The organism is Catellatospora sp. NPDC049133 (assembly GCF_040648455.1).
GTDB lineage: Bacteria > Actinomycetota > Actinomycetes > Mycobacteriales > Micromonosporaceae > Catellatospora > Catellatospora aurea.
This window is the reverse complement of record NZ_JBEZDT010000026.1, coordinates 1-16,274: the sequence shown is the minus strand read 5'-3', so window position 1 is coordinate 16,274 and position 16,274 is coordinate 1. Positions and strand designations below refer to the sequence as shown.

Here is a 16,274-nt window from a genome sequence, read left to right as displayed (position 1 = left end):
GAGGGCCCATGCGCGCCGGATCGGCACCCGGGAACCGACGGCGCGTGATCATCACCGCGCTGGTGCTGACCGTCGTGATCCTGGTCGGCGGATTCCTTCTCGGGCACCTGGCCGGCAGCCGCTCGCGCACCGGGCTCGGGGACCGGTCGGACCTGCCGAAGACCTCGCGCGACCGGGTCGGTCCGCACGCCCGGCTGGCACTGCCGCCGCTGCCGCCCCGGCCCCAGCCGATCACCGGGCCCGACCGCCCGCCGCTGCCCGCCGAGAAGGGCGGCCCGTTCGGCAGCCGGCTGACCACCGGCACCCCCGAGATCGCGCTGACCTTCGACGACGGCCCGGACGAGGTGTGGACGCCGCAGGTGCTGGCCCTGCTGCGCGACTACGGCGTGCGGGCCACCTTCTGCATGATCGGCGCCAAGGCCGCGAAGAACCCCCAGCTGGTACGGGATGTCGTGGCGGACGGGCACACCCTGTGCAACCACAGCTGGAGCCACGACGTATGGCTCGGCCTGCGCGACGAGCAGACGGTGCTCGCCGACATGCGCCGCGCCAACGAGGCGCTCACCAGCGCCGCGCCGTCGGCGCGCGTCTCCTACTACCGCCAGCCGGGCGGGAACTGGTCGCCGGTCGTGGTGGCCGCCGCGCGGCGGCTGGGCATGACCGCGCTGCACTGGCGGGTCGATCCGAACGACTGGCAGCTCGGGCCGTCGCACCGCATCGCGGCGGACGTCACCTCGCAGGCCGCCCCGGGCGCGATCGTGCTGCTGCACGACGGCGGCGGCGACCGCGCCCGCACGCTGTCGGCGCTGCGCACCATCCTGGCGAACCTGATCACGCGGTTCCACCTGGCACCGCTGCCGCCGGGCATGGAAGAGCCCCGGCCGTCCGGAACCGATTGGTTCGGACGACCGGGGCAGTGACTCACCGCCGCGGTGGCGTGCGGTTCATCGGGTCAGTGCGTCGACGACCTGCTGGGCACGGGTCTCGTGCTTGGCGTAGTGGTACGGGAAGGCCGAGACCTGGACCTCCTGGATGGCCAGGGTCAGCGGCATGTCCTGCCAGCCCTGGACGTTGTCCAGCGCCTTGTAGAACTGGGTCGCCGCGTACTTGGGCTGCATCAGGTCGCGCACGGTGCCCCAGCCGGAGGTCGGGCGCTGCTGGAACAGGCCGACCGAGTCGTGGTCGGAGCCCTCACCCTGGTTGGTGTAGTTGTACGACTCCGCGTAGACGGTGCTGGCCAGGTTGTACAGCTGGCTCTCCTGCATCGCGCAGGCGATGGCCGCCACGTAGGCGCGCTTGGGCAGGCCAAGCTGCTGACCGGCCTGCACGATCGCCTGGGCGTTGCGCATCTGGGTCATGTCCAGCCCGGCGACGGGGCGCAGGACGGGCTGGGGGGCGGCCTTCGGCTTCGCCGCGGCCTTGGGCTTGGCCTTGGGGGCCACCTTCGGCGCCGCCTTCGGGGCGGCCTTGGGCGCTGCCTTGGGGGCTGCGGCCTTCGGCTGCGCCTGCGGGGCGGCCTTCGGGGCCGCCGCCTCGACGGGCGTGACCGCGCTGATCGCGGCGCGGTCCAGCGACCGCGTCGCGGCCTGCGCCGCCTCGGCCCGGCTCGCGCTCTGCAGGGTGACCTGGTTGTCGGGTGCGCCGGCGCTGGCCGCCACTCCGCCGACCGTGGCGGCGCCCAGGGCGCCGACGAGGCCGGTCACTGCCATCAGCTTGCGCGAGTCGGCCGACTTGAGCCGGCTGATCGCCTCCGCGAGGGACTTGAGGGGACTGGACAGGGGATTCTGGCGGGTAGCCGCTCGGTGACGGCCGACTCCGCGCTGCTCGTGTGCTCCGTTGCCACGCATTCGCCGAGCTTATGAAGGCGATCGGCCGCTGCCCACCCGCAAACAGTGGCCGGGGCCACTGCTGAGCGCTGAAAAGGCGCAGGTCACGCCCCTAGTCCATGCTTTCGTAGATTGTTGATGTAGTACTTTCGGCCGATGGTAATACGGACATTTCGTGCGGCTGAGGTGCCTGGCCAATCGGCCTGAAACGGGCCGAAAACGGATAACCTGTGAGTGGTACTCAGGCGGGAGCGCTATGGACTGGAACCTGCTGGCCTGCGCCCGGCACCACCTCACGTACTCCCCGGACGAGCCGGAACTGCGCGGTCACCTGTGCGCGCCGACCGTGGAAGGGCCGGCCTGGCGCTGCCTGCGCTGCGGGAACTACGTGCCGGGACCGCCGCGTGCCGCCGGGCCGGCCGACGAGGCGCCCGTGCCGCTGCGCGGCCAGCTGCTGCGTGACGCCGTGGTGCTGCGGGCGCTGGCGGTCGAGCGCCTGGTCCGCGGGGTGCTGCTGCTCCTGGGGGCGTACGCGGTCTGGCGCTTCCGCGGTGAGCAGCCCGCCGTGCAGGCCGAGTTCGACCAGGACCTGCCCCTGCTCCAGCCGCTGGCCGACCGGCTGCACTGGAACCTCGCCGACTCGCCGCTGGTGCACCTCGTGCGCACCGCCCTGGCGACCCGGCCGCAGACGCTCGCCCTGATCGCCGCCGCACTCGCCTGCTACGGGCTGCTCCAGCTCACCGAGGCGACCGGGCTGTGGTTGCTGCGCCGCTGGGGCGAGTACCTGACGGCGGTGGCGACTGCGATCTTCATCCCGCTGGAGGTGTACGAGCTGGTCGAGCGCGTCACCTGGGTCCGGGTCACCGCCCTGGTGATCAACATCGGCGCCGTGGTCTTCCTCGTCTACCGCAAGCGCCTGTTCGGCGTGCACGGCGGCCGCGCCGCGTACGACGCCGAACGCCACCACGCCAGCCTCCTCCAACTGGCCCGCGCCGCCACCGCCCCCTGACCTGCCCGGACGCGGAGCGCCCGCCCGGCGGGGCCGGGCGGGCGCTGGTGCGGGTGGTTCGGCCGGGTCACTGGCCGAAGAGTTTGCCCATCATCTGCTGGAGCTGCTGCGGGTCGGGCAGCTGGCCCTGCGGGGTCGCCTGGTTGACGATCTCGGGCAGCACCTTGGCGAGGTCGTCGGCGGCCTGGCGCGGCGTGGTGCCTGCTTCCTGGGCCACGTGCTCAAGCGTGCCGCCGCCGAGCGCCTGCTGCAGCTGTGCGCCGGTGACGGTCTCGTTCTTGCCGGTGCCGATCCAGGACTGCACCTGGGGGCCTAGGCCCGACCTGCTCAGCTGATCCACCAGACCGCTGAGGTTCGCCTGACCGCCACCGCCACCACCGCCGCCGGACATCTGGCTGAACAGGCCCTTGAGCAGGCTCTGGATCTGCGGGTCGCTCATCAGCTTCATGATCTGGTTGAGGTCGACTGCCATTTCCCGTTACCCCCGTACTCGGTGCTTGGACACTCTTCCTCGACCCTAGGGGGTCGGCCGAACGGCTGAGGCAAAAGCGGCGAAATCCTCCAGGCACTGGCGGCGTTCGTCCAGAATGTGCCGCATGACGGAATACACCGATGGAGAACGCCAGACCCTGCGCACCGCGGCCTTCGGGGCGGTCTTCCTGGTATCCCATGCCGACCCCGGCTTCTTCGCGAGTTTCAAGGAGAGCATCGCGGGCGCCAAAGCGCTCGCCGGCGCGTCGCCCGAGCTGCAGAGCGTGTTCAAGTCCGGCGGCCTGCCCGAGATCCCCAAGGGCTCGCCGGCCGAGCTGGAGTCCGGTGTGCTCACCGCCCTGCAGCAGTCGACGGGCATCCTGCAGGCCAAGTCACCGCAGGACCTGACCGAGTTCCGCTCGGTCATCACCGCCGCCTGCGACCAGGTCGCCAACGCCTCCGGCGGCGTCAAGGACACCGAGACCGCCGCCATCGCCAAGGTCAAATCCGCCCTCGGCGCCTGACCGGCCGCCGGTCGTCCAAGATCGCCCGTTGATCATCGGGCCGCTCAGGGGAGCAGGTGGGCGGCGGCGCGGAGTTGGGTGGCGTGGCGGTGGAGGTCGGCGACGATCTCGGTGACCGTGGTGTCGCGCAGGCGGGCCAGCGGGACGGAGATGCTGATCGCGTCGGCGGCGGGCGTACGCAGCGGCACGGCTACGGCCAGGCACATGATGCCCTCGGTGTTCTCCTCGCGGTCCTCGGCGTGGCCGGCCTCGCGCACCCGCGCCAGCTCGGCGTGCAGGGCCTCGGGCGTGGTGATGGTGTGCGGGGTGAGCGCGGCCAGGGGCCAGTCGAGCAGCCGGTCGACCTCGTCGTCGGCCCGCGCGGCCAGCAGTGCCTTGCCCAGGGCGGTGGCGTGGGCGGGCAGCCGGCGACCGATTGCGCTGAACAGCCGCAGCGGATGCGCCGACTCACGTTTCGCTATGTAAACGACGTTCGGCCCGTCGAGTCGGCCAAGGTGCACGGTCTCGCCGAAGCGGGCCGACAGGGCGTCCAGGGTGGCGTTGACCAGCCCGACCGAGTCGTCGCTGTCCAGATATGACGCACCGACCTGCAAGGCGCGTACGCCGAGCCCGAAGCGGGTGCCCGTGGCATCGGCCTCCACCCAGCCGCGCTGGGCCATCGTGCGCAGCAGGCCGTGCAGGCTGCTCTTGGGGATGTCCAGGTCACGGGACAGCTCGACCAGCCCGCGCGGGCCGCCCGAGGCGAGCGCCTCCAGCAGTTCGAGGGTGCGGTCGGCGGACTTCACCGGCGGGCGGTCGGCCCCCTGCTGGTTCATTGCCAATCCCTTCGTCCGCCACTATGGTCACATACGTGACTGCTGTTCACCAACATGAACGTTCATCTGACATCGTCCGGCTGCTCGCCGGTGACCGGCTGCTGCCGGTGGTCATCCTCCCCGACGCCTCCGCCGCCGAACCGCTGGCCGCCGCGATCACCGCGGGCGGGCTCCGCTCCATCGAGGTCACCCTGCGCACCCCCGCCGCGCTGGAGGCGATCAAGCGGCTCGCGGCCTCGTCGGACCTGCTGGTCGGCGCGGGCACCGTGCTGAACCCCGAGCAGGCCGAACGGGCCGTCGAGGCCGGCGCCCGCTACGTGGTCTGCCCCGGTTTCAGCGCCGCGGTGGTCCGCCGCTGCCAGGACCTCGGCGTGCCGGTGTTCCCGGGCGTGGTCACCCCGACCGAGATCCAGATGGCCCTGGAGGCGGGCCTGGAGGCGGTGAAGTTCTTCCCGGCCGAGCAGCTCGGCGGCGCTGCGATGGTCAAGGCGCTGTCCGCGCCGTTCCCCGGGGTGCGCTTCGTGCCCACCGGCGGGGTGACCACCGCGAACCTGGCCGCCTACCTGGCCGTGCCGGCGGTGCTCGCCGTCGGCGGCACCTGGATGGTCGCCGCGGATCTGCTGGCCGCCGGGGACTACGCCGAGATCACCAGGCGCACCGCCGCGGCCGTCGCGGTGACCCGCCCGGCTGAGCCCGAAGGAGGCTCCGATGCCCGTTGACGTCCGCCCGGCTGAGGACTGCCGCTACGACCTGGTCTCGCTCGGCGAGGTGATGCTGCGGCTGGACCCGGGCGAGGGCCGGGTGCGCACCGCGCGCTCGTTCCGCGCCTGGGAGGGCGGCGGTGAATACAACGTCGCGCGCGGGCTGCGCCGGTGCTTCGGCATGCGTACCGCATTGGTCAGCGCTTTCGCCGACAACGAGGTGGGCCGGCTGCTGGAGGACATGATCCTCACCGGCGGCGTGGACACCTCGCTGGTGAAGTGGCTGCCGTACGACGGCATCGGCCGCACCGTGCGCAACGGACTCAACTTCACCGAGCGCGGCTTCGGCGTACGCGGCGCGGTCGGGGTCTCCGACCGGGGCCACACCGCCGCCGGGCAGTTGCGACCCGAGGACGTGGACTGGGAGCACCTGTTCGGCACGCTGGGCGTGCGCTGGTTCCACACCGGCGGCATCTACGCGGCGCTGTCCGACACCACGCCCGACGTGATCGAGGCGGCGATGGCGGCCGCCCGCCGGCACGGCACCGTCATCTCGTACGACCTCAACTACCGCCCCAGCCTGTGGAAGGCGATCGGCGGCAAGGCGCGGGCGCAGGAGGTCAACCGGCGGCTGGCCCGCTACGTCGACGTGATGATCGGCAACGAGGAGGACTTCACCGCCAGCCTGGGCTTCGAGGTGCCCGGCACGTCCGAGGACCTGTCCGACCTGGAAGCCGAGAACTTCGAGAAGATGATCGGCCAGGTCGTGCAGGAGTACGACAACTTCAAGGTGGTCGCCACGACGCTGCGTACCGTACGCAGCGCGACGGTCAACGACTGGGGCGCGGTCGCCTGGAGCCGCGACGGCTTCACGCACGCCACGCACCGCCCCGGCCTGGAGATCATGGACCGGGTCGGCGGCGGCGACAGCTTCGCCAGCGGCCTGATCTTCGGCCTGCTCACCACCGGCGACCTGGGCCGCGCGGTCGAGTACGGCGCCGCCCACGGCGCGCTCGCGATGACCACCCCCGGCGACACCTCGATGGCGACCCGCGCCGAGGTCGAAGCACTGATGGCCGGCGCCGGCGCCCGCGTCCAGCGCTGACCCGCCCGGATATCCGCAGGTCAAGACACCGAAATGATAGGAAGGGCACCTTCTGCATCGCATAGCGATGTGAAGGTGCCCTTCCTTCGTTCAGGCGGCGGGGAGCGGGTGGTACAGGTCGCGGGCGTGGTCGGCGACGGCCGCGCCCGTGATGGTGGCCTCCAGCGGCAGCATGTCCAGGCAGAGGCGGATGGCGTCGGTCATCTTCACCAGCGGCACGCGCATGGACAGCGTGCAGTGCGGCACCCACGCCCCGGGCTGGTAGAACGATCCGGTCTCGATGCCCGCCGCGGTCAGCCGCTCGTGCACCGCCGCGTGGTGGGCCAGCAACTCGGCGGTCGGCACCGGCCCGAGCCAGAGCACGCGGCCCAGGAACTGCCCGATGTGGTCGAACGTGAGCCGGATCGGCGGTGCGATCGCCAGCCCTCGCAGCGCCGCCTCGACCGCGGGCCCGTCGAGCGCGTCCGCGCTGGTGATGGACAGGTGCGGCCGGTGCTTGCGATGGGTGAGGTCGCGCAGGGTGGGCACCCCCTCGGCCTCCAGGGCGTTCCAGAGGGTACGCAGCCGCGCGGTGGCAACGGGATCGAGATACAGCTCCAGGGCAGCGGCCATGGTCGGACACAGTACCGCCATGATCGTCCCCCGACGACCGAGTATCCCCGACCCACCGCCCCCTGGATCACGACGATCTTGCGTGGACCGTGGATGCGACACGCCCGCAACGGGCATCTGCCCAACAGTTCGCGGCAAGATCGTCGTGATGGTCAGGACGGGTGGGCGGCGATGAGGGCCGCGACCATGCGGGGGAGAGCTTCGCCGATCGGGTCGCGGATCACCTCGTCGGCGACGGGGTCGTAGGGGGTGGGCTGGGCGTTGACGATGGTGGTCTTGGCGCCCTCGGTCATGGCGATGGCACAGAGGGAAGCGGCGGGCTGGACCATCAGTGAGGTGCCGACCGCCCAGAAGACGCGGCAGGCCTTGGCGATCGCGCCGGCCTGGGCGAGGCTCTCGCCGTCCAGGTTCTCGCCGAACATGACCGTGCCGGCCTTGAGGATGCCGCCGCAGGACAGGCAGGCCGGGTCCGGGTCGCCGGCCTCGACCCGGTCCAGGGCGTCGCGCATGGTGCCGTGCTCGCCGCAGCCCATGCAGCGCACCGTGAACATGGTGCCGTGCAGCTCCAGCACCTTGCGCGGGGTCGAGCCCGCCTTCTGGTGCAGGCCGTCGATGTTCTGCGTGATGATGCGCACCGGGAAGCCCGCCCGCTCCAGCTCGACCAGGGCGAGATGCGCGGGGTTGGGCTGAGCGGTCCACGCCGCGTTGTCGGCCCGGGCCCGCCACGAGGCGCGGCGCACGGCGGGGTCGGACATGTAGTACTCGTAGGTGAACATCTTCTCGGCGGCCGGATCCCGGGTCCACACGCCCTGGGGTCCGCGAAAGTCCGGGATCCCGGAATCGGTGGAGATGCCCGCCCCGGTCAGAACCGCGATCATCGGCTTGCGCTCGGTCATGACGTCCATGATTTCAAAGGCGCTCAAATCAATTCGCCAGAAGCGGGCGCGCACGGCCGCCCAGCCGCCGACGGCTCACCGCACAGGTAGCACCAGTCGGACTCGGCGGGCTGGAGCGTGCCGAAGGCAGGCACCTCCCGCGCATCGGGGACCTCGGTGGCGCGCAGGGCGAACGCCCACAGATTCCACCGATCCATGCCCTCGTGGATCCAGCTGCCCAGTTCCGCGAAGAAGGCCAGCTCGTCGCCGACCCACCAGAGCAGTCCCGGGCCGCAGGCTTCCGTGCACACCGGCGGTAGCCCGATTCCGGTGATCGGCGGCACGACGTCGTTCGGGACCCTGAACTCGAAGCTGCGGTGGGGCCGATGACGCAGCTCCGCCAGCAACGCGTCGTTCTCGAGACGTTGCTCGACACTGCGGCAGAGGACCCGGTAAGGGACGGTCTCGCCGAAGTCGACGGCGACACGGCCGTCGGCCAGCACATCGAGACCCCAGGTCAGGTCCCCGTCCACGATTCCTTTGAACGCCCAGCCTTGCTCGGCGGCGCGGGCTGTCGGTCTGCCGTTCAGTCCGTACGATATGGCGTTGCCGACGATGAGCCTGTAGGCGATGCCCCCGAAACGGTGCTCGAACCCGACCATCGCTTCGACGACCTCCGCCGGGGGCCTGCTCACCCGACCGGCCGTGTCGACGGCCCGCGCCTGCGCGCGGATCACCTCCTCGGGCGTCGGGTCCCTCCGGTCCGCCCGGGAGAGCAACTGCCGCAGCGGTCGGCTCACCGCCGGGTCGTCGAGGATGTGCACGCCGCACAGGCTAGCCCGCCGGCGGGTCGTCGCGGGTCCGCGGCAGCGCCGGTCGGCACGGGTCGGCGGTGTTCCCGGCGTGGTCGAACCGGCCCGGTCGCAGGTCCCAGTCGGCCAGCAAGGCGACCAGCGCCGTCTCGTCGGCGGCGGCGGCCTTCCGGACGAGTACGGCGCCCACGTCGTAATCGTCGGTGGACAGCAACCGCTCGTCGTACTCCCAGTGCGTGATCCGGAACGACCGGTACCTGTTGCGGCATTCCCAGCCGCGGCGGCGGGCGGACTCGTCGTGCTCGGTGAGGTCGGGGGTGATGTCGACGAACGCGCGGCGACCCGGTGCCGACGCGGTGACCTCGGTGACCAGCCGCCGCCCCAGGCGCAGCGCGGCCAGCCGGCCGCCCGCGAAGTCCACGATCCCGCCGCCGGGCCCGCCGACGCCGGTGCGCCGCCAGATCTGCCGGAACCGGTGCGCCGCCTCGACCTCCGACTCGCGGACCGGGAAGTTCGGCGGGCCGCATGGTTCGATGCCGCACCGGCGGCAGGGCTGCTGCTCGAAGCGCGACCCGCAGAGCGGGCACGTGTCGGACCAGTCCTCGCCGGAGCGGTAGGCGGTGATGAGGCGCGCGACGACCACCGGCAGCCGGTCTGTCGGGTGCAGTTCGGGATCCGGGCAGTAGGCGAGCCGGTACCTGCCCCACGTGTGCCAGGCGTCGGCCTTGCGCGCCGCGCGCCGCCCGTCCGCTTTCTCCGCGAGGCGCCGGGCGGAGTACGCCGACTGCTCGGCGGTCCAGAGGGCACGCGCCTCGGACAGTTCGTCCACAGCGCGGACCAGTGCCTCCGGGTCGTCCCCGAGCCGCTGCGGCATGGCGGCGCTGACCAGCAGGTGGTGCCAGGTCGCGCGGAAGCCGTACGGCGGGAACTTGACGACGCATTCGCGCAGCATGTGCATCCGCTGCAACAGGTCGAGCTCCGTGGTCCGTACCCGGCGCGCTGCGGCAGGAAAGCTGGTCACGGGCACGACAGTAGCGACCGGGCAGACTGCGCGGCGTGGACTTTTCCGGCCGGGGAGTGCGCCGACGGCTCAGCCGGCGCTCGCCGGCGGGGCGGCTTCCCGCGGGCGGCGGTGGTAGCCGGGCCCGCCGGGTGCGTTCATCTCGCCGCGGTAGACCCCGTGCAGGATCTCCGACTCGTAGCCGGCGTACTCGGGCATGCCCGTCTCCCGGGCCACCGCGAGTTCGGCCTGCACGTCGTAGGGCACCCGGACGAACTGGATGGAGAACGGCGCCTCGGCATCGGACCCGTACGACCCCTCCAGGATCACGTACACCGGAGTGGGGTCGTCCATGGCGTTGCCGACGCTGCCGGTGTTGAACAGGGTGCGCCGGGCACGGTCGACCTCGTAGTACGGGTCGTGGGTGTCGCCGTACCCGACGACCGTGGGCTCGGGTCCGTCGCCGGTCGCCGGGGTGTTGGCGAACATCGACAGGAACTCCGCCTCGTCGTGGTCGAACCGCACGCGGTGGTGCACCGAGTCCGACGACGCGTGGTACAGGCGCACCCGCCGCCCGCTCATCAGGAAGTCGTGGCTGAACGGCAGCGCCCGCAGCCAGTCACCCTGCCCCGGGGCGAGCTGCGCCAGCCACCAGGCCAGCGCCGGGCTGTCGTAGGCCCGGTCGGGATCGGGCAGGAAGTCGTCCCAGTTGCCGAGGATGTTGACCTCGCACCGCGTACGGCAGATCTCGATGACCTCGCGCCCGCGCGGTCCCTTGCCGACGTAGTCACCGAGGTTGAAGATGCGCGTGATGCCACGGGCGTCGATGTCGTCGAGCACGGCCTCCAGTGCGGTGAGGTTGCCGTGCACGTCGGAGATGAGGGCGATGCGGTCGAGGGGTGGGCGCATCCCATGATCCTAAACACGGGACGGCCATGCTGCCGCGCCGCGAAACGCTGCTCGGCGGCGTCGAGCAGGGCCCGCCCGATGCCCTGGCGGCGGCGGTCCGGGTGCACCACGTACCGGTAGAGGTCACCTGCCTGGATTCTCTCCACCGCCGTCGTGTGGCGTGCGGCCGCCTAGGCCGGCCAGGGGACGAAGATGAGGCCGGCGAGGCCGGCGGCCAGTGACATCACTGCGAGCGTCGCGGTCCAGACGACGCTCAGCGCGGTCGGGGCGGGGTTGCCGGCGAGGAACCGCCGGTGGACGGCCGCACGTTCCTCGGCCGGGACCACCTGGTCGAGCCATCCCTCCGATTCGGCGTGGTAGAACCGCGTCCACGCTCGGGCGTGGTTGACGCCGATGGCGCTCAGCGCGCTCAGCACCGAGGCCAGGAACATCAGGATGGCCAGCCGGTCGGCCAGGACGAATTCGCCCGGGAAGGGCTGCGTGACGGTGGCCGCCGCCGCGCACAGCAGCACGGTGCCGCCGAAGCCGAGCGCGGCGATGCCGTTGGCGGCCGACTGGTACTGCCGCACCCGGCGCGAGGCCATGAGCGCGAGCTGCAGGTGTGTCTCAGGGGTGGTGGGCACGGCATTTTCTAGCACGGCCCGGCAATACCATGGGGGCGCTGCGAGCGCCGGGGGTGCGCGGCGGCACGACGGGGGACAGATGCGGCGTCGGCGGACGGCATTGCGGGTACGCGTGCACGCGTTGCCGGGCCGGACCGGGCTGCGCCGGGTCGTGGTGCCGGACCCGCCGCTGCGCGACACCCACCAGACCCTCCTGCTCTGGCAGCACACGGGCGCGCTGACGGCGTCCCGCGCGGACCTGTGGCGGCTCGGCGCGCTGTTCCGGTTCGCCGCGGTGAGCCCGCACTCCGCCGTGTACGTGCCGCTGCGGCGCAACCCGCGCGACGAGTACGCCGAGATGTGGTCCCAGGAACAGGGCCTCGCCGACCTGCTGATCATGCGTGGCGACGTGGGACTGCGGCCGGCGCACTGGACCGCCCTGCGCGCCCGGCTCGGGGGTGGCACCCGCTCCGGCCGGTCCGCCCTGGTGAGCGTCCCGTCGCCGCGGGAGCCCGTCGTCGAGCGGAGCTGGGACCGACCGATGCTCGCCGTGGCGGAGCACGGGTCCACGCTGTTCTGGTCGGGCACATCGCGCGCTCTGTACGCCGCCGGCGACGACCTGGCCTGGTGCTCAGGCCAGGTCTCGCGGCACGAGCACATCCGGCGGCACGGCGGTCCGGCGCTGCTCAGCCAGTGGGACGGCCCCGGCTCGCCGTTCGACTCCATCGGCCGCCGGGACGAAACCTGGGAGTGCATGATCCTGGCCGTGGATCCCCGGCGTCAGCGCTGACTGTTGCCCCGCCGGCGACGCAGGTCGTCCCGAAGGTCCGCGCGGCCGGACGGCGGCGCGCGCCTGTACCGCTGCGGCACCCGCGAGCAGCGCCGACGCCGCGAACAGCAGCACCCGCACGGCCTGATCGCCCACGAGCCGCACCGGGTGAAACGGCAGCGAGCCCAGGCCGAGCGCGAACACGACGGCCGCCACGGACCAGAACAGGACCAGCCGTGGTGCGTCCGCCACCGGTGCCGGCCCGTACCAGCGCCGCAGCAGGCGGGCCCGGCCGATGTGGAGCATCAGCGCCGTGGCGGCCGCGAAACCGGCCAGGTTGGAGCCGATGGACAGCAGCTCCCACCACGGCATGCCCGGCCACGCCTGGCGATGCAGGAACGGGAGGAGGACACGGCCGCCGTCGACGGTCGGATGGGTCAGCGCGTCCCAGCCGATGTGGCAGAGCGCACCGATGAGCGCCGAGGTCGCGGTGACCGGCCAGTGGTGCCGTGCCAGGCCCAGCGCGCCGTAGTCGCGCAGGGCCAGAGGTCGGCCGGCGGGCAGGTGTGCGGCGATCGCCGGCGCGGCCCACCGGACCAAACGGGTGCCGACGACGGCCAGCGGCAGCGCCCACCACAGGGGCGCGTGCCACGCGTGGCTGTGGATCGTCACGCCGTAACCGTCGGCGGCGAAGGCGAGGTCGGGCGCGACCGTGCCGATCACCAGCGCGACACCGTCGAACCAGCGGGGACGCCACAGCTTGAGCGGGACGACGGCGACGGGATGGGTCGGCAGCGTCAGCGGCATGATCCGATCGTAGAGATCGCCCGCCGTCCCGCGGCCGGCCGTCAGGGCCGGCGGGTGTACGCCGTGAGGAACGCCAGCTCGTCCGCGCACAGGTCCAGGGTGCGCGACACCGACCGGTTGCCGTGCCCGACGTCGCCCTCCCGGCGCAGCAGCACCGGCCGTCCGCTCGTCGTGGCGTGCTGCAGCGCGGCCGCGAGCTTGCGGGCGTGCAGCGGGTCCACCCGGCTGTCGCCGTCGAACACGGTGAACAGCACGGCCGGATATTGCGTGTCCTCGTGCACGTGGTGGTACGGCGAGTACGACAGCAGCCAGCCGAGCTGCTCCGGGTCGTCGGCGGTGCCGTACTCCCCGGCCCAGGTCGAGCCGAGGCCGAACAGCTCGTAGCGGACCATGTCCAGCAACGGAGCGGAGCAGACCACCGCGGCGTACGCCTGCGGCCGCTGGGTCAGCGCCGCCCCGACGAGCAGGCCGCCGTTGGAGCCGCCCATGACCGCCAGCTGCCCCGGCGTGGTGGTGCCCGAGGCGACCAGCCAGTCCGCGGCGGCGTGGAAGTCGTCGAAGACGTTCTGCTTGTGGGCGAGCATGCCGTCGCGGTGCCACTGCTCGCCCTCCTCGCCGCCGCCGCGCAGGTTCGCCACCGCCCACACCCCGCCGGCCTCCGCCCAGGCGATGGCCATCGGCGAGTACCAGGGGGTCAGCGAGATGTTGAAGCCGCCGTAGCCGTACAGCAGCGTGGGCCGCGGGCCGGTGGCGGGCGCGCCGGGCGCGACCACGAACATGCGCACGTCGGTGCCGTCGGCGGAGGTGTAGGTGACCTGCTCGGTGACCACGTCGCCGACCGCGGCCGCGCCCGGCGGGCGGGCCCACAGGCCGACCGTGTTGTCCCGGGCGTCGAAGCGGTGCACGGTGCCGGGCGTGGTGTGGTCGCCGTAGCTGAACCAGGCCTCGTGGCCGCCGTCGCGGCGGGACGTGAGCGGGCCGAGGCTGCCCACCCCGGGCAGCGCCACCTTGGCGACCTCCTCGCCGGTGTGCAGCTCGTGCACGGTGAGCTCGCTGAGCGCGTGCCGGGTCGTCGCCACCAGCAGCACCGGCGTCTGCAGCGCGGGGCCGTCGAGGATCTCGTAGTCCTCCAGCACCGCCCCGGGGTCCTCGGCGATCAGCTCACGCCAGTTCGGGTACGCGAGGTCGGCCGGGTCGGCCACGCACAGCCGCCACCGGGGCGCGTCGCGGTTGGTCTGCAGGTAGACCTGGCCGTCGTGGAAGTGCGCGTGGGTCATCGCGTCGACGCCCTGCTGCACGGCGCGCAGCGCGGGCGCGTCCGGCGGGCTCGCCGACAGGTCGGCCAGCCACAGGTCGTTGCGCGGGTCGGTGCCCTGGGTCTCGCTGATGGTGAGCCAGCGGCCGTCCCGGGACACGCGCGGCATGAAGTAGCGGCCGCGGGGCGAGCCGTCGCCGAGGATCAGCGGGTCGGTGTCCGGGTCGGTGCCGAGCCGGTGCAGGTATACGCGGCGGTGCAGCTTCGGGTCGTCGCCCTCGACCGCGCCGGGGGCGAGGAAGCGAGAGTAGTAGAACGCCTCGCCGCCGGGCAGCCAGGCGATGGCGGTGTGCCGCATCCGGTCGATCGGCCCGTCCACGACCTCGCCGGTGGCCACGTCCAGCACCCGCAGCAGCGGCTCCTCGGTGCCGCCCACCGACATCGCGTACGCCAGCAGCGTGCCCTCCGGCGAGGGGTAGTACCAGTCCAGCGTCGTCGCGCCGGTCGGGTCGGCGGTGTTCGGGTCGAGCAGCACCCGCTCGGCGCCGTCCGGTTCGATGACCAGCAGCACCGCGTGGTCCTGCGCGGCGGCGCGCCGCTGGAAGAAGCCGCGCTCGCCGTACCAGACGGGGGCCGTCACCGCGCCGACGGCCAGCAGCTGCGCCAGCCGGTCGCGCAGCGCCGCACGCTCGGGCCAGCCGGACCGGTGCTCGGCCAGCAGCTCGTCCTGCGCCTGTGACCAGGCCGCGGTGTCCGGGTCGGCGGGGTCCTCCAGCCAGCGGTAGGGGTCGGCGATCCGGTGGCCGTGGATCTGCTCCACGAGGTTCAGCCGGGCGGCGGGCGGGTAGGCGAAGGGGGCGCGGTCCGTGGACATGCCGTAAAGGATGCACTACGCGGGGTGTTGTCGCACGTGCGAGCGGTGGCATCTGCCGCTGGCCGATACACCCGGCAAGCCGGGCATCGGGGACACGGCCGGGTCGGCGGGCGAATGCCTGCCGCAGCGACAGCGACGAGCCTAGGGTGACGGCTATGCGAGGTTTGATCGTCGAGGCGGGACGCCCGGACTCGGCTCGGTACGTCGACGACCTGCCCGAACCGGACGAGTCTGAGGGGCAGGTGCTGGTGCAGGCGCTCGCGGTGGGCGTGTGCGGCACCGACCGCGAGATCATCGCGGCGGAGTACGGCACCGCTCCCGGACCGGACAACCGGCTGGTGATCGGGCACGAGTCGCTGGGCAGGGTCATCTCCGACGACTCCGGCCGCTGGCAGCCCGGCGACCTCGTGGCCGGCATCGTGCGCCGGCCCGACCCGGTGCCCTGCGTCAACTGCCTGGTCGGCGAGTGGGACATGTGCCGCAACGGCCGGTACGTGGAGTGCGGCATCAAGGAGCGGCACGGCTTCGCCCGGGAGCGCTGGCGCGTCGAGCCCGACTTCGCCGTCGGCCTGGACGCCGCGCTGCTGGAGGTCGGCATGCTGCTGGAGCCGACCAGCGTGGTCGCCAAGGCCTGGGAGCACATCGAGCGCATCGGCCTGCGCGCCCGATACGAACCGAGGACCGTGCTGGTCACCGGCGCCGGCCCGATCGGCCTGCTGGCCGCGCTGATGGGCCGCCAGCGCGACCTGGAGGTGCACGTGCTCGACCGCTCCACCGACGGCCCCAAACCCGACCTGGTCGCCGGCCTCGGCGCGACCTACCACACCGGCCAGGTCTGCGACCTGGACTTCGAACCCGACCTGGTCCTGGAGTGCACCGGCGCGCCGCCGGTCATCGCACAGGTCATCGACCAGGTCGGCCCGAACGGCACGGTGTGCCTCACCGGCGTCTCCAGCGGCGGCCGCAAACTGTCGCTCGACCTCGGCGGCCTCAACCGCGACATGGTCCTGGAGAACAACGTCGTCTTCGGCTCCGTCAACGCGAACCTGCGCCACTGGCAGGAGGCCGCCCACGCCCTGCGGTCCGCCGACCCCGACTGGCTCTCGGCCCTGATCACCCGCCGCGTGCCCGCCGCCGACTACGCCACCGCCCTCGAAAACCAACCCGACGACATCAAGGTCGTCCTCGACTTCGCCGCCTGACCCGCCCCGAGCGAAGGAAGGGCACCTTCCCATCGCCTTGGGTTCTAGGCGTCGTTGCAACACCTGATCATTTCAGGGGTTGCAGTGTTCGAGATCCGCGCCGGCC

At 72.4% G+C, this 16,274-nt stretch carries 17 protein-coding genes and 1 pseudogene; 6 read left to right on the top strand and 12 right to left on the bottom strand.

What is annotated here, in order from left to right:
• The first annotated feature begins 44 nt into the window (after positions 1-44).
• Positions 45-920, top strand: coding sequence for a polysaccharide deacetylase family protein (locus AB0B35_RS27125; protein WP_361050155.1), 876 nt, complete (start codon positions 45-47; stop codon positions 918-920).
• A 24-nt stretch (positions 921-944) separates the two neighbouring features.
• Here the strand turns inward: AB0B35_RS27125 and AB0B35_RS27120 are convergent, their stop codons facing one another.
• Positions 945-1,847: a hypothetical protein gene (locus AB0B35_RS27120; protein WP_361050153.1), complete on the bottom strand. Its 903-nt coding sequence runs from the start codon at positions 1,845-1,847 to the stop codon at positions 945-947.
• A 235-nt stretch (positions 1,848-2,082) separates the two neighbouring features.
• Between AB0B35_RS27120 and AB0B35_RS27115 the strand changes: the two genes are divergently transcribed.
• Positions 2,083-2,835, top strand: a complete 753-nt coding sequence (locus tag AB0B35_RS27115; protein WP_361050150.1) for a DUF2127 domain-containing protein — start codon at positions 2,083-2,085, stop codon at positions 2,833-2,835.
• 67 nt (positions 2,836-2,902) lie between these two features.
• Here the strand turns inward: AB0B35_RS27115 and AB0B35_RS27110 are convergent, their stop codons facing one another.
• Positions 2,903-3,307 carry a YidB family protein gene (locus tag AB0B35_RS27110; RefSeq protein ID WP_361050147.1) on the bottom strand — a complete coding sequence of 135 codons (405 nt, stop codon included), beginning with the start codon at positions 3,305-3,307 and terminating at the stop codon, positions 2,903-2,905.
• Between the two features lie 124 nt (positions 3,308-3,431).
• Here AB0B35_RS27110 and AB0B35_RS27105 point away from each other — a divergent pair, with 124 nt between their 5' ends.
• The gene (locus tag AB0B35_RS27105) at positions 3,432-3,830 is read left to right on the top strand and encodes a hypothetical protein (RefSeq protein WP_361050144.1); all 399 of its coding nucleotides are present in this window, start codon (positions 3,432-3,434) and stop codon (positions 3,828-3,830) included.
• Between the two features lie 44 nt (positions 3,831-3,874).
• On the opposite strand, the gene AB0B35_RS27100 is transcribed toward AB0B35_RS27105, so the two are convergent.
• Positions 3,875-4,645, bottom strand: coding sequence for an IclR family transcriptional regulator (locus AB0B35_RS27100; RefSeq protein ID WP_361050141.1), 771 nt, complete (start codon positions 4,643-4,645; stop codon positions 3,875-3,877).
• 35 nt (positions 4,646-4,680) lie between these two features.
• Between AB0B35_RS27100 and eda the strand changes: the two genes are divergently transcribed.
• The gene (eda, locus tag AB0B35_RS27095) at positions 4,681-5,364 is read left to right on the top strand and encodes a bifunctional 4-hydroxy-2-oxoglutarate aldolase/2-dehydro-3-deoxy-phosphogluconate aldolase (protein WP_361050138.1); all 684 of its coding nucleotides are present in this window, start codon (positions 4,681-4,683) and stop codon (positions 5,362-5,364) included.
• Complete coding sequence (locus AB0B35_RS27090; protein ID WP_361050136.1) at positions 5,354-6,451, top strand: sugar kinase; 1,098 nt, start codon at positions 5,354-5,356, stop codon at positions 6,449-6,451. The genes eda and AB0B35_RS27090 overlap by 11 nt, the downstream gene beginning before the upstream one ends.
• A 90-nt stretch (positions 6,452-6,541) precedes the next feature.
• On the opposite strand, the gene AB0B35_RS27085 is transcribed toward AB0B35_RS27090, so the two are convergent.
• The 9 genes and pseudogenes from AB0B35_RS27085 to AB0B35_RS27045 form a co-directional block, all read right to left on the bottom strand.
• Complete coding sequence (locus tag AB0B35_RS27085) at positions 6,542-7,063, bottom strand: 2'-5' RNA ligase family protein (RefSeq protein WP_361050133.1); 522 nt, start codon at positions 7,061-7,063, stop codon at positions 6,542-6,544.
• A 152-nt stretch (positions 7,064-7,215) separates the two neighbouring features.
• Entirely contained in the window at positions 7,216-7,959 is a 744-nt protein-coding gene (locus tag AB0B35_RS27080) for a Sir2 family NAD-dependent protein deacetylase (RefSeq protein ID WP_361050131.1), read from the bottom strand.
• A 23-nt stretch (positions 7,960-7,982) separates the two neighbouring features.
• Positions 7,983-8,762 carry a hypothetical protein gene (locus AB0B35_RS27075; RefSeq protein WP_361050128.1) on the bottom strand — a complete coding sequence of 260 codons (780 nt, stop codon included), beginning with the start codon at positions 8,760-8,762 and terminating at the stop codon, positions 7,983-7,985.
• 10 nt (positions 8,763-8,772) lie between these two features.
• Positions 8,773-9,771 (bottom strand): hypothetical protein, encoded by a 999-nt coding sequence (locus AB0B35_RS27070; protein ID WP_361050125.1) that lies wholly within the window; start codon positions 9,769-9,771, stop codon positions 8,773-8,775.
• A 69-nt stretch (positions 9,772-9,840) separates the two neighbouring features.
• On the bottom strand, positions 9,841-10,659 hold the full coding sequence (locus AB0B35_RS27065) for a metallophosphoesterase family protein (protein ID WP_361050123.1): 819 nt from the start codon (positions 10,657-10,659) through the stop codon (positions 9,841-9,843).
• A 35-nt stretch (positions 10,660-10,694) separates the two neighbouring features.
• Positions 10,695-10,805, bottom strand: a pseudogene (locus AB0B35_RS27060) (GNAT family N-acetyltransferase); the annotation flags it as partial.
• A gap of 24 nt (positions 10,806-10,829) precedes the next feature.
• Positions 10,830-11,282: a hypothetical protein gene (locus AB0B35_RS27055; RefSeq protein ID WP_360534539.1), complete on the bottom strand. Its 453-nt coding sequence runs from the start codon at positions 11,280-11,282 to the stop codon at positions 10,830-10,832.
• A 610-nt stretch (positions 11,283-11,892) separates the two neighbouring features.
• Complete coding sequence (locus tag AB0B35_RS27050) at positions 11,893-12,837, bottom strand: DUF4184 family protein (RefSeq protein ID WP_361050120.1); 945 nt, start codon at positions 12,835-12,837, stop codon at positions 11,893-11,895.
• Between the two features lie 41 nt (positions 12,838-12,878).
• Positions 12,879-14,966, bottom strand: a complete 2,088-nt coding sequence (locus AB0B35_RS27045) for a prolyl oligopeptidase family serine peptidase (protein ID WP_361050117.1) — start codon at positions 14,964-14,966, stop codon at positions 12,879-12,881.
• A 155-nt stretch (positions 14,967-15,121) separates the two neighbouring features.
• On the opposite strand from AB0B35_RS27045, the gene AB0B35_RS27040 reads away from it, so the two are divergent.
• Complete coding sequence (locus tag AB0B35_RS27040; protein ID WP_361050114.1) at positions 15,122-16,168, top strand: glucose 1-dehydrogenase; 1,047 nt, start codon at positions 15,122-15,124, stop codon at positions 16,166-16,168.
• Positions 16,169-16,274: the final 106 nt, after the last annotated feature.

What these genes read in the sequence shown, in the direction of transcription:
- AB0B35_RS27120 (WP_361050153.1), bottom strand. Translation starts at nt 1,847, where the DNA reads ATGCGTGGCAACGGAGCACACGAGCAGCGCGGAGTCGGCCGTCACCGA.
- AB0B35_RS27115 (WP_361050150.1), top strand. Translation starts at nt 2,083, where the DNA reads ATGGACTGGAACCTGCTGGCCTGCGCCCGGCACCACCTCACGTACTCC.
- AB0B35_RS27110 (WP_361050147.1), bottom strand. Translation starts at nt 3,307, where the DNA reads ATGGCAGTCGACCTCAACCAGATCATGAAGCTGATGAGCGACCCGCAG.
- AB0B35_RS27105 (WP_361050144.1), top strand. Translation starts at nt 3,432, where the DNA reads ATGACGGAATACACCGATGGAGAACGCCAGACCCTGCGCACCGCGGCC.
- AB0B35_RS27100 (WP_361050141.1), bottom strand. Translation starts at nt 4,645, where the DNA reads ATGAACCAGCAGGGGGCCGACCGCCCGCCGGTGAAGTCCGCCGACCGC.
- AB0B35_RS27090 (WP_361050136.1), top strand. Translation starts at nt 5,354, where the DNA reads ATGCCCGTTGACGTCCGCCCGGCTGAGGACTGCCGCTACGACCTGGTC.
- AB0B35_RS27085 (WP_361050133.1), bottom strand. Translation starts at nt 7,063, where the DNA reads ATGGCCGCTGCCCTGGAGCTGTATCTCGATCCCGTTGCCACCGCGCGG.
- AB0B35_RS27080 (WP_361050131.1), bottom strand. Translation starts at nt 7,959, where the DNA reads ATGACCGAGCGCAAGCCGATGATCGCGGTTCTGACCGGGGCGGGCATC.
- AB0B35_RS27065 (WP_361050123.1), bottom strand. Translation starts at nt 10,659, where the DNA reads ATGCGCCCACCCCTCGACCGCATCGCCCTCATCTCCGACGTGCACGGC.
- AB0B35_RS27050 (WP_361050120.1), bottom strand. Translation starts at nt 12,837, where the DNA reads ATGCCGCTGACGCTGCCGACCCATCCCGTCGCCGTCGTCCCGCTCAAG.
- AB0B35_RS27045 (WP_361050117.1), bottom strand. Translation starts at nt 14,966, where the DNA reads ATGTCCACGGACCGCGCCCCCTTCGCCTACCCGCCCGCCGCCCGGCTG.
- AB0B35_RS27040 (WP_361050114.1), top strand. Translation starts at nt 15,122, where the DNA reads ATGCGAGGTTTGATCGTCGAGGCGGGACGCCCGGACTCGGCTCGGTAC.